Raw genomic sequence first — 13138 nt, forward strand, 5'->3', positions numbered from 1 at the left:
TGATGGTGCGCCGCAAATCGCGCTGACCCTGCGCCAGGGCATACCTCTCTGTCCTGCCGGAGCCTGCCCTTCGCTGTCGCTCCGGGCGTTCGTCGTTCGAAAAGCCAAGCAGTTGGCTGTTCGTCCGCTGCGCGGACCTCTCCTCACCCCCCTCAAGTGGGGAGATTGGCAGTCCGTTCGGCTTTCGCCAATTTTGGGCGATGCAAGATGTGCGACGGCGCTGAACCTGCTGATCTCCCCCCTCGAGGGGGAGATGGCCGGCAGGCCAGAGAGGGGGGCCTTGGCGCTATCCTCTCGGGACGTCAGATCCACCGGCATCGCCTGATGGCTGCACCCGCATCCACCAAATCCGAATTCCCCTGGTGGCTTGCCGCTGCCGCCGTGCTTGCACTGGCGGCGGCCTTGTTCATCGCGGCCAGCGATCTCTATGCCCATGTCTTCGCCACGGTCGCCAAGGGCATCGGCATCACCGTTTTCGTCACCGTGATCGCCTTCGCGCTGGCGTCGATCATCGGTCTCGGCATTGCGCTGATGGGCCTGTCCGCGTCACCCTGGCTGCGGCAGATCGCGCGGTTCTATGTCGAGATCATCCGCGGCGTGCCGATCCTGGTGCTGTTGTTCTGGATCGCCTTTGCCGGCGCGCCGGCCTTCGTCGCGGCCTGGAACATGCTGACCGCGCCGCTGCAAAGTGCGGGCTATTTCGGCGAACTCTTGGTGCGCGACGTGTCGCTGTTGTGGCGGGCCATCATGGCGCTGACCATCGGCTACTCCGCCTTCATCTCGGAGGTCTTTCGCGCCGGCATCCAGGCGGTCGAGAAAGGCCAGATCGAGGCGGCCAAGGCGCTGGGCTTGAGCCGCTCGCAGCGCTTCCGGCTGGTCGTCTTTCCGCAGGCGATCCGCACCATATTGCCGCCGCTCGGCAATGATTTCGTCGCTCTGGTCAAGGATTCATCGCTGGTCTCGGTGCTCGGCGTCGCCGACATCACCCAGATGGGCAAGGTCTATGCCGCCGGCTCGTTCCGCTTTTTCGAGACCTATTCGATCGTCGCCTATATCTATCTCATCCTCACCGTCGGCCTGTCGCTGGCGCTCAGGGCGCTGGAGCGGCGCCTGCGCCGCCAGCACGAGGAATAGTTTTTGGGCGAAGACAGGGTTACGATCCTGTCGACATCGAGGGAGGTCTCATGATCGTCGACAAGGCCAATGCGGCGCTGGATTCCGTCTATGGCGCCGACACGCCGGAAACGCTGGCGCAGGCCTATGCCGCCTGGGCCGCGACCTATGATAGCGAGACCGCCTCGCTCGGCTATTTGCTGCCGTTCCTGATCACCGCCTGGGTTACGCGCTATGTTCCGGCCGGCGAAGGGCCGCTGCTCGACGCCGGCTGCGGCACCGGCCTGTCGGGTCCGTCGCTGAAGGCGTTGGGTTATAGCGATATTGCCGGGCTCGACCTGTCGGACGACATGCTCAGGATTGCCGGCAGCCGCAACGCCTACAGCGAGTTGAAACAGGCGATGCTGGGCGGGCCTCTGCCCTGGCCGGACGGTCATTTCCGCGCCTTCTTCTCGACAGGGGTGTTCACCATCGGCCACGCGCCGGCCTCGGGCCTCCACGAACTGGTGCGCATCACCAAAAAGGGCGGCCACGCCATCTTCACGGTGCGCGACCAGGTGTTTGAGAGCGGTGGCTTTCAGGCCGTGTTCGACGAGCTGGAGCAGGCGAAGAAATGGCGCCTGGTCGAGCAAAGCCCGTGGTTCAGGTGTTACGCCATCGCTGAGCCGGATGCGCTGGTGAAGACGTTTGTGTTCGAGGTGATTTGAGCGGTGCGTTCTTCCTTCTCCCGCAAGGGGAGAAGGGAAGACGCCTCGCCACGCCGCAATTGCCGAAAAGCCAAAACATTGGTATGAGCCACGCCATGGAAGAGCTTTTTGGCGATCCGGCTTACAAGGGGTTCGTGCTGCAGGACAGAAAACGCCTGCCGTCGCGCTTCTCCGCGCGCGTCTGCGGCGCGCTGACCAGCCGACTTAGCTAGGCCGCTTTCGCCGGGCCAAGGCCCTGCGGCGTTAAACTCTTCCCATTCTCATATCGACGGATTTACGCACATGAGCGCACCGCGCACCCTCTACGACAAGATTTTCGACGACCACGTCGTCGACCGCCAGGACGACGGCACCTGCCTGCTCTATATCGACCGCCATCTCGTCCATGAAGTGACCAGCCCGCAGGCTTTCGAAGGCCTGCGCATGAGCGGCCGAAAAGTCCGGCATCCGGAAAAGACGCTGGCCGTGGTCGATCACAATGTCTCGACCTCGCCCGAGCGCAAGTTCGGCATCAAGAACGAGGAAAGCCGCATCCAGGTCGAGGCGCTGGCCAAGAACGCCAAGGATTTCGGCGTCGAATATTATTCCGAGAACGATATCCGCCAGGGCATCGTCCACATCATCGGCCCGGAGCAGGGCTTTACCTTGCCCGGCATGACCATCGTCTGCGGTGACAGCCACACGTCGACGCATGGCGCGTTCGGCGCGCTGGCGCACGGCATCGGCACGTCGGAAGTCGAGCATGTGCTGGCGACGCAGACGCTGATCCAGCGCAAGGCCAAGAACATGCTGGTGCGTGTCGACGGCCAGTTGCCGGAAGGCGTCACCGCCAAGGACATCATCCTGGCCATCATCGGCGAGATCGGCACCGCCGGCGGCACCGGCTATGTCATCGAATATGCCGGCGAGGCGATCCGCGCGCTGTCGATGGAAGGCCGCATGACGATCTGCAACATGTCGATCGAGGGCGGCGCGCGCGCCGGCCTGATCGCCGCCGACGAGACGACCTTCGCCTATGTCAAGGACAAGCCGCGCGCGCCGAAGGGCGCGGCCTGGGATGCCGCGCTCGCCTACTGGAAGACGCTGCAGTCCGACGAAGGCGCGCATTTCGACAAGGTCATCGTGCTCGACGCCGCCAAGCTGCCGCCCATCGTCTCCTGGGGCTCCTCGCCCGAGGATGTGGTTTCGGTGCAAGGTGTCGTTCCCAATCCGGAAGAGATCACGGACGAGAACAAGCGCACCTCAAAGATCCGCGCGCTCGACTATATGGGCCTGACGCCGGGCACCAAGATCACCGACATCGCGCTCGACCGCGTCTTCATCGGCTCCTGCACCAATGGCCGCATCGAGGATCTGCGCGCGGCCGCCAAGGTGATCGAGGGCAAGACCGTCAATCCGCGCGTCAATGCCATGATCGTGCCGGGCTCCGGCCTGGTCAAGGAACAGGCGGAAGCCGAGGGTCTCGACAAGATCTTCCGCGCCGCCGGTTTCGACTGGCGCGAGCCGGGCTGCTCGATGTGCCTCGCCATGAACGACGACCGGCTGAAGCCGCATGAACGCTGCGCCTCGACCTCGAACCGCAATTTCGAGGGACGGCAAGGCTTCAAGGGCCGCACCCACCTGGTCTCGCCGGCCATGGCGGCGGCGGCGGCGATCGCCGGCCACTTCGTCGACATTCGCGACTGGAAGTAACCGCCAGTCCACACGTTCCGATGACTGCCAGACCCCGGACCGCATTGCGGTTCCGGGGTCTTTTCGTTCGCGCGGTGCGCATATTCGCTCGGGCTTAACCGCTTGTTTGGGCTTGCGCTCTAAGCTCTTCCCTCACGTCAAACGAGGGGAAGTCACCGTCCTTTGGACACCGGCCTGTTGATAGCGCTGCTCAACCCGACGATCGCGCTGGCCCTCGGCGCGGCCTTCTTCGTGCTATGGATCTATCAGCGCCACCGGCCCTATCTGGCCGTGCTGGCGCTCAGCTACTGCGCTTCGGCGTCCGGCTTCCTGTTCCAGTATTTCACCTTGCCCATCGGCATGGTGCTGACCAAGCTGGTGTCCAATATCTGCTTCACTATCGCCGGCTGCTGCCTGTCGGCCGCCATCGTCGCCCGCTATGGCCGCAAGGTGCCCTATGTGGCGATCGGCGTGCTGGCCGGTGGTGGGCTGGCCTCGTTCTGCTGGTTTCTCTTCGTCGCGCCGGATCTCACCTGGCGCATCCTGGCGATGAATTTCGCCTTCGGCGGACTCAGCCTTCTGGTCGCCGCCGAACTCAGGCCGGTGCGCAACAACGGCCCGACCGAGAAAATCCTGTTCGTGCTGTCGCTGCTGTCGGGCCTCAACTTCTTCGTGCGTACGCTCGTCGTGGTCATCGCGCACGGGCCGTTCACCAGCTATGACGGGTTCTACGGCTCCTCCTATTGGACGACGGCGCTGCTGTCGCATGCGCTCTTGTCGCTGCTGATCGCGCTTTGCCTGTTCACCGCCGCGGCCCTCGACGTCATGAAGGCGCTGAAGGCCGAGACGCATACCGATCCGCTTTCGGGCCTGCTCAACCGTCGCGGCTTCGAGGAGCGCGCGGCCCAACTCCTGCAGCACTGCGCGATGGCCAGGTTTCCCGTGGCGCTGGTGCTGGCCGACCTCGATCATTTCAAGGCGCTCAACGACGTGCACGGCCATGCCGCCGGCGATCGGGTGATCGCCGATTTCGCCGCCAAGCTCCGCTTGGCCACCGGCGCGCGCGGCGCTGCCGGACGCATCGGCGGCGAGGAGTTCGCCGTGCTCCTGCCCTTGACCGATCTCGCCGCCGCGCGGCTGTTCGCCGAGGCGGTGCGCACGCTCTACTCGGCCGGCGGCGTCGATGGGCTTCCCGCCGGCACCAAGGTCACCGCCAGCTTCGGCGTGGCGGCCCGCAGCGGCGAGGAAGCGCTGGAGCCGTTGATGCGCCGTGCCGACGAGGCGCTCTACAAGGCCAAGAAGAACGGCCGCGACAGCGTGCGCCTATCTTACGAACGGCCCGAAACGCTGTTCGTGCCGGAGCCGTCCAGGGCCGGCTGAAGCCGCACATCCCGGCCCACGTTAACGTCTTTTTCGCCCGTCGGTGTTTAGGTGAGGCACGGGGTGGGAAAGAGATGAGCGGCGCGAACTTCATCCTGTTGATCAATTTGTCGGTTGCCGGCCTGCTGGCGGCATCCTTCATGGCGGTCGCGTTCCATGATGTCGGCCGCACTCCGGCGCGCTGGTTTGCTTCCGGCTATGTCCTGGGCATGATCTATTCGGCGATCGAATTCAGCATTCCCGCCTTCACCGATGCCCGGCTGCCGGTGGTCACCGCCTTCGCGGTTTTCCTTGGCGCGACAATGGCCTTCAACGCCGGACTGGCCCGCAAATACGGCGTGTCGCCGCCATGGTCGCCGATGCTGCTCTTCCTGGTCGCCGCCACCAGCCTCGTCTATTTCGTCCAAGATCTGCCGCGCCAGTCACTGGTGCGCATGATGGCCTACCAGCTCCCCTATGCCGTCATGCAATTGGTCGGATTGGCCATCGTCTGGTCGTCCAGGCAAAGGCGTGGCCGGCTCGATCGCATCCTGATGGCGGTGCTCGCCGCCAGCGCTGCGCAGTTCGCGTCAAAGCCGTTCATCGCGCATGCGCTCGGCGGCTGGGGCGCCAATCCGCAGGCCTATCTGCAAAGCAACTACGCGCTGGTGTCGCAATCGCTCGGCACGGTCTTTGCCCTGGCCGTGGCGCTGCTGGCTCTGGCTATCCTGGTCCGCGATGTGTTGGCTGAAGTGACGTCGCGATCGGAGACGGACACACTTTCGAGACTGCTCAATCGCGGCGCCTTCACGCGCCAGGGCGAGCAGGCCGTGCTTGGCGCCATGCGGCAAGGCGTGCCGGTGGCGCTGGTCATCGCCGATCTCGATCACTTCAAGAGCATCAACGACAATTTCGGCCATGCTTCCGGCGACCGGGTGATTGAGACCTTTGCCGGTTTCCTGCGCGAAGCCGCCGCCGGGCACCATGTCGCGGGCCGCATCGGCGGTGAGGAATTCGCCATCATCCTGCCGGGAACCAATCTGGCCGCCGCCCGGCTGTTCGCCGAAGGCACGCGCAGCGCGTTCGGCGCGCTGCCCATCGACGGGCTGCCGGCGGACAATCGCTGCACGGCGAGTTTCGGGGTTGCCGAACTGCATCCGGGTGAAACCATCGCCGATCTCATGCGCCGCGCCGACGAGGCGCTCTATCTGGCCAAGAATGCCGGGCGCGACTGCGTCCGGGTCTCGTCCGGGCCTGGAGGCGAGTGGTCGTCCAGCGCCATCGTCATCAATTCCAGATCGGGATGACGTCCGGTTCGATCGTCACCCTGATCCATCTCTTCGCCGTCTCAGCGAAACGATGAAGTGTTCTAGCGGCAGGGGCTGAGTTCCGGCATCTCGCCGTCGGAAAGCCCGTACATGTAGCTGCGGCCCTTGACGAAGACCGGCGGCCGGTAGCAATCGCCGTAGCCTGAAATCTCGTCGGATTCGTTCTGGTAGATCACCTTGGGCTGGCCGGCGCTGGTGTAGTCGGACAGCTGTTTGGCCAGCTTGCCCTCGCCGACGATGATGCGCTTGTAGCCGGCGGCGCTGTCGATAACGAGATTGCCGAAAGAATCGGCATAGACGCGATCCTGGTGGCGCCCATTGGCCAGCGTGGGCGTCGCCAGGCCGGCGAGCGAGACCGCCACCATAAGCGCCGAGAGGCGTGATCTGCTTGAGTTCGAACGCATGGTGTCTTCCTGATGGCTAGAGGAAAGCCTCCTCGAATCAGAAATTAACTCTTTCTTAACCTTTGTTAAGAGGCCGGCGCGTCGCGCGGCGATGTCTCGTCAAACATGGTTAATTTCCGACTGGAGGGAAAACCCGACGGCCATCATTCGGCCATGCTTGGCGGCACCATCGCGGCCGGCATCGAATGGGATCCAAAGGTGGCGTTGGGCGACCTTGATCTTGGCGCGGCATCGTGGCTAGTCTGCCGCGCGGGAGGACAGCATATGGCGCTACGCCGGACGGTTGGGGTGTCCGTTTTGCCGTTGCTTGCCATCGTTGCGGCCTGCGTGCCGCAGGATGGCGCGCCGAAGGCGGCCAATGTCGTCTCGCCCGCGCCGGCTCAGCAGCCCATCGCAGCCGCCGCGCGCCCGGCATCCGCGCCTCCAGCAGCGCCAACCAAGATCACCACCGATCTCACCGCGCCGCGATCCTCGGTGGGTACGGCGACCTATGGATGCGGCAATGGCAGTGCGATCACCATTCAGAATCTCGGCTCGTCGTTGCGTGTGATCGAGCCGAACGGCGCGACCGAAGAGTTTGCGGCGTCGCCCGCCAACCAGTCCAGCCGCTACCAGGAAGCCGCCACGCATAACGCAATCGTGATCGACGGGCGCGAGGCGCTGGTGATGAAGAGGGGATCGACGCCGCAGACCTGCAAACGCTAGTTCGACTCTTGGCACCAGCCGAGCCTGAACCAGATATGCTGCACTGCAGCGATATCGAGCCGGCTTCGGGTCCTCGACCCCTAATCGATTGAAGCCTCGACCTGCCTTTTTGTCAGACTAAATGACGTTTCCAAAACGATTTTCTGGCTTTGACGCGGTGCAAAAAGAGCATTAGAAACCGGCTGTCCGAAGTCGCAACCGGAAGCGGCAATGCCGCATTTCCACCTGAGGCTCCAGAGACGCCGAACCTGGGGGAGCCATGAGCAAATCACCAGCCACCCGCGAATTCGCCAGACGTGAACGGCCGCTGTCGCCGCACCTGACGATCTACCGGCCGCCGATCACGATGACGATGTCGATCATCCATCGCATCACCGGCGGGGCGCTTTACTTCGGCACGCTGCTGGTCGCCATCTGGCTGATGGCGGCGGCAAGCTCGCAGGCGACATTCGACTGGGTCAACTGGGCTTTCGGCACCTGGCTCGGCCGGCTGATCCTGTTCGGCTACACCTGGGCGCTGATGCATCACATGCTGGGCGGCGTGCGCCACCTGGTCTGGGATACGGGCGCCGGGCTGGAGAAGCACACCGCCTCGAAGATCGCCTGGGCGACGCTTGTAGGTTCGGTCCTGCTCACCTTGCTGATCTGGATCGCCGGCTATATGGCACGGGGAGCCTGATCATGAGCGGCAAGAACAACACCGACATGCGTACGCCGCTGGCGAAAGTCCGCGGTCTTGGCTCCGCCCGTGAGGGTACACAGCATTTCTGGCGTCAGCGCCTGACAGCCATCGCCAACATCCCGCTGACGCTGTTCTTCGTCGGGTTCCTGATCGCGCTCAACGGCGCCGGCTATACGGAAGTGCGCGCGGCCCTTGCCAACCCGTTCGTTGCGCTGGTGCTGGCCCTGGTGCTCATCTCCGGGCTCATCCATATGCGGCTCGGCATGCAGGTGATCATCGAGGACTACATCACCGGCGAAGGCCTGAAGCTGGCGACGATCGCACTCAACACATTTTTCACCGTAGCGGTCGGCGTCGCCTCGATCTTCGCCCTGCTCAAGCTGGCATTCGGAGGCTGAAGTTGGCCAAGGACGCGAAATCAGCCAACACGGCAGGTTATAATTTTGTCGACCACAAGTTCGACGTGGTGGTCGTCGGCGCCGGGGGGGCTGGCCTGCGCGCCACGCTCGGCATGGCCGAGCAGGGGCTGCGCACCGCCTGCATCACCAAAGTGTTCCCGACGCGCTCGCACACGGTGGCCGCGCAAGGCGGCATCGCCGCTTCGCTGTCCAATATGGGTCCCGATTCCTGGCAGTGGCACATGTACGACACCGTCAAGGGGTCGGATTGGCTGGGCGATGTCGACGCCATGGAATATCTGGTGCGCGAAGCCCCGGCCGCGGTCTACGAGCTCGAGCATTACGGCGTGCCGTTCTCGCGCACCGAAGAAGGCAAGATCTACCAGCGGCCGTTCGGCGGCCACATGATGAATTACGGCGAAGGCCCGCCGGTGCAGCGCACCTGTGCGGCTGCCGACCGCACCGGCCACGCCATCCTGCACACGCTCTACGGCCAGTCGCTGAAGAACAACGCGCAGTTCTTCATCGAGTATTTCGCGCTCGACCTGATCATGGAACCGGACGGCACCTGCACCGGCGTCGTCGCCTGGAACCTCGACGACGGCACCATCCACCGCTTCTCGGCCAAGATGGTGGTGCTGGCGACCGGCGGCTATGGCCGCGCCTATTTCTCGGCGACCTCGGCGCACACCTGCACCGGCGACGGCGGCGGCATGGCGGCCAGAGCCGGCTTCCCGCTGCAGGACATGGAATTCGTGCAGTTCCACCCGACCGGCATCTACGGCGCCGGCTGCCTGATCACCGAAGGCGCGCGCGGCGAGGGCGGCTATCTCGTCAATTCCGAGGGCGAGCGCTTCATGGAGCGCTACGCGCCGTCGGCCAAGGACCTTGCCTCGCGCGACGTCGTCTCGCGCTGCATGACGCTGGAGATCCGCGAGGGCCGTGGCGTCGGCAAGAACAAGGACCATATTTTTCTCCACCTCGATCACCTCGATCCGGCGGTCTTGCACGAAAGGCTCCCGGGCATCTCGGAATCGGCAAAAATCTTCGCCGGCGTCGATCTCACCAAGGAGCCGATCCCGGTGCTGCCGACGGTGCACTACAATATGGGCGGCGTGCCGACCAATTATTGGGGCGAGGTGCTGAGCCCGACGGCCGAGAATCCAGACCGGGTTTCGCCCGGGCTGATGGCGGTGGGCGAGGCCGGCTGCGCCTCGGTGCACGGCGCCAACCGGCTGGGCTCGAACTCGCTGATCGACCTGGTGGTGTTCGGCCGCGCCGCCGCGATCCGCGCCGGGCAGGTCATCGACCGCAAATCGGCGATCCCGTCGCCCAACGAAGCCTCCGTCGAAAAGATCATGGATCGCTTCGACGGGCTGCGCCACGCCAATGGCTCGACGCCGACGGCGGTGCTGCGCGAGAAGATGCAGAAGGCGATGCAGGATGACGCCGCCGTGTTCCGCACGCAGGAATCGCTGGAAAACGGCTGCAAGCGCATTTCGCAGATCTGGGGCGAGCTCAAGGACATCAAGGTCTTCGACCGCTCGATGATCTGGAATTCCGACCTGGTCGAGACGCTGGAGCTGGAAAACCTGATGGCCAACGCCATCACCACCGTCTACAGCGCCGAGGCCCGCAAGGAGAGCCGCGGCGCGCACGCGCGTGAAGATTTTGCGTCGCGCGACGATGCCACCTGGCGCAAGCACACGCTGGCGCGCGTCGCCGAAGACGGCAAGGTGACGCTGAGCTACCGGCCTGTGCATACCGAGCCGCTGCTGGCCGAAAAGGACGGCGGCATCAGCCTCGCCAAGATCGCGCCCAAGGCCAGGGTGTACTGACGATGGCGCCGGCGGCCACGGGATATTCCGGCACGCCCCTTCCGGCCAAGCTCGGCCTGAAGGACGGCATGACTGCGGCCTTCATCGCGCTGCCGCCGGAACTCGCCGACCTGACGGACGCCGTGGCATTTGCCGAAGTCGATCGGCTGGCCGAATGGTCCGACATTTCGGGCAGCCATCAGAGATACGACGCCGTCCACGCCTTCACCCGGCAGCGTGCCGAGATCGAGGATCGCCTCGGCGATATCGAGGCGGCGATCAAGCGTAACGGCATGGTCTGGGTGTCCTGGCCGAAAAAGGCATCGAAAGTGCCGACCGATGTCACCGAAGGTGTCGTGCGTACCGAGGCGCTGAAGCGCGACCTTGTCGACGTCAAGGTCGCCGCTGTCAATGAAATCTGGTCCGGGCTGAAGCTCGTCATCCGAAAGGACCTGAGGTAATGGTCGAACTGACGCTCCCCAAGAATTCCAAGATCCAGCAGGGCAAGACCTGGCCGAAGCCGGAAGGCGCTACCAATCTGCGGGAATACCGCATCTACCGCTGGTCGCCGGATGATGATGAGAACCCGCGCATCGACACCTATTTCGTCGACATGGACGATTGCGGGCCGATGGTGCTCGACGCGCTGCTCTACATCAAGAACAAGATCGACCCGACGCTGGCTTTGCGCCGCTCCTGCCGCGAAGGCATTTGCGGCTCCTGCGCCATGAACATCGACGGCTCCAACACGCTGGCCTGCACCAAGGGCTGCGACGACATTTCCGGTGCGGTTAAAGTCTATCCGCTGCCGCATATGCAGGTGGTCAAGGACCTGGTGCCCGACCTCACCAATTTCTACGCCCAGCATGCCTCGATCCAGCCCTGGCTGCAGACGGTGTCGCCGACGCCAGCCAAGGAATGGCTGCAGAGCCATGAGGACCGCGAGAAGCTCGACGGGCTCTATGAGTGCATATTGTGCGCCTGCTGCTCGACCTCGTGCCCGAGCTACTGGTGGAATGGCGACCGCTATCTCGGCCCGGCGACGCTGCTGCAGGCCTATCGCTGGCTGATCGACAGCCGCGACGAGGCCAAGGGCGAGCGGCTCGACAATCTCGAAGACCCGTTCCGGCTCTATCGCTGCCACACCATCATGAACTGCGCACAGACCTGCCCCAAGGGCCTGAACCCGGCCAAGGCGATCGCCGAGATCAAGAAGATGATGGTGGAGAGAAGGGTTTAGGCCTAGCGGATTTGCTGCTACCTCGGACGTAGCGATCCGTGGCGCCCCCCTCTGTCCTGCCGGACATCTCCCTCATGAGGAGGGAGATTGGCCGTTGTTGCGGCTTTCGCCAATCTCCGAGGTTGAAGGATGACGCGCTGTCGACGAAGCTGCTGATCTCCCCCCCATGTGGGGGAGATGTCCGGCAGGACAGAGGGGGCGCTGTCCCTCCAGCCCAGAAAGGATAGCCACCCAGTGAGCGAAGACCTTCCCATCCTCAATCCCGTCGAAGTCCGCGTTCTCGGCTGCCTGATCGAGAAGAAGGAGCTGACGCCCGACGTCTATCCGCTGACGCTCAACAGTGCCCTTGCCGCCGCCAACCAGAAAACGGCGCGCGACCCGGTCATGGCGCTGGAGCAGACGGAGGTGCATCGGGCGCTGAAGCTGCTGGAGCAGAAGGGGCTGGTGCGGCAGATGTTCGGCTCGCGCGTCGAGCGCTACGAACATCAGATGGCGCAGCGCTTCTCGCTGACCACACCGCAGACCGCCTTGATCGGCCTGCTCCTGCTGCGCGGACCGCAGACGGCGCATGAGCTCCTGGCGCGAGCCGAGCGCATGGCGCGGTTTTCGTCGATAGAAGACCTTCGCGCTGAACTCGACATGCTGATCGGCCGCCGGCCGCCGCTGGTCCAGGAAATCCCGCGTGGGCCGGGCCAACGCGAGGACCGCTACGTGCATCTCCTCGCCGGGCCGGTGGACGTTGCGGCGCTGTCGGCGCAGCGCAGCGCGCCGGCCATGCCTCATTCCGACCTGGAAGCGAGAGTGGAGGCACTGGAGCAGGAAGTCGCGGCATTGCGCGCCCGGCTTGACGCGCTGGGGGCGTAAATGCGGTCTAGGCAATCCGGTTTCAATTATTGCCGAAGTTCGCGCCGCCCCTCATTGCCCTGCCGGGCATTTCTCCCCGTATAGTGACGGGGAGAAAGGATATGGCCGCGCCGCCGGCGCTTTCTTTGCAACGCTGGTGATTGGCGAAGCTGGCGACGACAGCGTCCCTCTCCCCGTCACTATACGGAGAGAGGATGCCGGCAGGCAGGTGAGGGGCAGCGCCGGCTTTTGAAATGAATAACGCTCGCAGACGGTAGTATCTTCTCACCCCAATTTCGCGTCGAGCGACACCTTGATGGCGCCGAGCGCCTTGGAGACCGGGCATTCGGCCTTGGCCTTCTCGGCCAATTCCTTGAATTTCGCCGCATCGATGCCGGGCACCTTGCCGACCAGCGTGATCGCGCTGCCGGTGATGCCGGTGCCTGGAACCAGCGTCACCACGGCCTTGGCGTCGAGCTCGGCGGCGGGCGTGCCGTTCTCGGCCAGGAAGTGCGAAAGCTGCATGGCGTAGCAGCCGGCGTGCGCGGCCGCGATCAGCTCTTCGGGATTGGTGCCGGATTTTCCGCTTTCGTCCTCGAAGCGCGCCTTGAAGGAATATGGCGTGCCCTTGAGCGTCCCGCTCTGGCTGTCGAGCGTGCCCTTGCCTTCTTTCAGATTGCCTTTCCAGACGGCGGTTGCGGTGCGGTCCATGAAGTCCTCCTTGGTTGTCGCTAACTTGGGGTTGTCGTGAACTTGGCCGGGCGAGCCCCGGCGTCGGGTCAACTATAGCGCGGGCGGGCGCGAAGACCACTGCGCTGTTTGGACCACGGCACGACGACGGCTCATTGCCTCCGGAAAAAATTCTGGGCCG

15 protein-coding genes are annotated in these 13138 nt (G+C 64.3%); 13 read left to right on the top strand and 2 right to left on the bottom strand.

Annotated features, from left to right (window positions below):
• The first annotated feature begins 324 nt into the window (after positions 1–324).
• The 6 genes from JG746_RS05305 to JG746_RS05330 all read left to right on the top strand — a co-directional run bounded on the left by JG746_RS05305 (position 325) and on the right by JG746_RS05330 (position 6157).
• Entirely contained in the window at positions 325–1134 is an 810-nt protein-coding gene (locus JG746_RS05305) for an amino acid ABC transporter permease (RefSeq protein WP_202357212.1), read from the top strand.
• 50 nt (positions 1135–1184) lie between these two features.
• The gene (locus JG746_RS05310; RefSeq protein ID WP_202357213.1) at positions 1185–1820 is read left to right on the top strand and encodes a class I SAM-dependent DNA methyltransferase; all 636 of its coding nucleotides are present in this window, start codon (positions 1185–1187) and stop codon (positions 1818–1820) included.
• Positions 1817–2032, top strand: a complete 216-nt coding sequence (locus JG746_RS05315; protein ID WP_202359568.1) for a hypothetical protein — start codon at positions 1817–1819, stop codon at positions 2030–2032. Before JG746_RS05310 ends, JG746_RS05315 begins: the two co-directional genes overlap by 4 nt.
• 70 nt (positions 2033–2102) lie before the next feature.
• On the top strand, positions 2103–3512 hold the full coding sequence (gene leuC, locus JG746_RS05320; RefSeq protein WP_202357214.1) for a 3-isopropylmalate dehydratase large subunit: 1410 nt from the start codon (positions 2103–2105) through the stop codon (positions 3510–3512).
• Between the two features lie 162 nt (positions 3513–3674).
• On the top strand, positions 3675–4871 hold the full coding sequence (locus tag JG746_RS05325) for a GGDEF domain-containing protein (protein ID WP_202357215.1): 1197 nt from the start codon (positions 3675–3677) through the stop codon (positions 4869–4871).
• Between the two features lie 74 nt (positions 4872–4945).
• Positions 4946–6157, top strand: a complete 1212-nt coding sequence (locus JG746_RS05330) for a GGDEF domain-containing protein (protein WP_202357216.1) — start codon at positions 4946–4948, stop codon at positions 6155–6157.
• A gap of 62 nt (positions 6158–6219) precedes the next feature.
• On the opposite strand, the gene JG746_RS05335 is transcribed toward JG746_RS05330, so the two are convergent.
• On the bottom strand, positions 6220–6582 hold the full coding sequence (locus JG746_RS05335) for a hypothetical protein (protein ID WP_202357217.1): 363 nt from the start codon (positions 6580–6582) through the stop codon (positions 6220–6222).
• A 153-nt stretch (positions 6583–6735) separates the two neighbouring features.
• On the opposite strand from JG746_RS05335, the gene JG746_RS05340 reads away from it, so the two are divergent.
• From JG746_RS05340 to JG746_RS05370, 7 genes are all read left to right on the top strand, one after another.
• Entirely contained in the window at positions 6736–7287 is a 552-nt protein-coding gene (locus JG746_RS05340) for a hypothetical protein (protein WP_342216533.1), read from the top strand.
• A gap of 259 nt (positions 7288–7546) precedes the next feature.
• The gene (sdhC, locus tag JG746_RS05345; RefSeq protein ID WP_010912305.1) at positions 7547–7966 is read left to right on the top strand and encodes a succinate dehydrogenase, cytochrome b556 subunit; all 420 of its coding nucleotides are present in this window, start codon (positions 7547–7549) and stop codon (positions 7964–7966) included.
• Between the two features lie 2 nt (positions 7967–7968).
• Positions 7969–8367, top strand: a complete 399-nt coding sequence (sdhD, locus tag JG746_RS05350; protein WP_202357218.1) for a succinate dehydrogenase, hydrophobic membrane anchor protein — start codon at positions 7969–7971, stop codon at positions 8365–8367.
• Between the two features lie 2 nt (positions 8368–8369).
• Positions 8370–10205, top strand: a complete 1836-nt coding sequence (gene sdhA / locus JG746_RS05355; RefSeq protein ID WP_202357219.1) for a succinate dehydrogenase flavoprotein subunit — start codon at positions 8370–8372, stop codon at positions 10203–10205.
• 2 nt (positions 10206–10207) lie between these two features.
• Entirely contained in the window at positions 10208–10645 is a 438-nt protein-coding gene (locus JG746_RS05360; RefSeq protein WP_202357220.1) for a DUF3052 family protein, read from the top strand.
• Positions 10645–11424, top strand: coding sequence for a succinate dehydrogenase iron-sulfur subunit (locus JG746_RS05365; RefSeq protein WP_202357221.1), 780 nt, complete (start codon positions 10645–10647; stop codon positions 11422–11424). The genes JG746_RS05360 and JG746_RS05365 overlap by 1 nt, the downstream gene beginning before the upstream one ends.
• 234 nt (positions 11425–11658) lie before the next feature.
• Complete coding sequence (locus tag JG746_RS05370) at positions 11659–12288, top strand: YceH family protein (RefSeq protein ID WP_202357222.1); 630 nt, start codon at positions 11659–11661, stop codon at positions 12286–12288.
• Positions 12289–12552: 264 nt separating this feature from the next.
• Here the strand turns inward: JG746_RS05370 and JG746_RS05375 are convergent, their stop codons facing one another.
• Positions 12553–12978: an OsmC family protein gene (locus tag JG746_RS05375; protein WP_069090493.1), complete on the bottom strand. Its 426-nt coding sequence runs from the start codon at positions 12976–12978 to the stop codon at positions 12553–12555.
• Positions 12979–13138: the final 160 nt, after the last annotated feature.

The sequence above is a fragment of the Mesorhizobium sp. 113-3-3 genome (assembly GCF_016756495.1).
GTDB lineage: Bacteria > Pseudomonadota > Alphaproteobacteria > Rhizobiales > Rhizobiaceae > Mesorhizobium.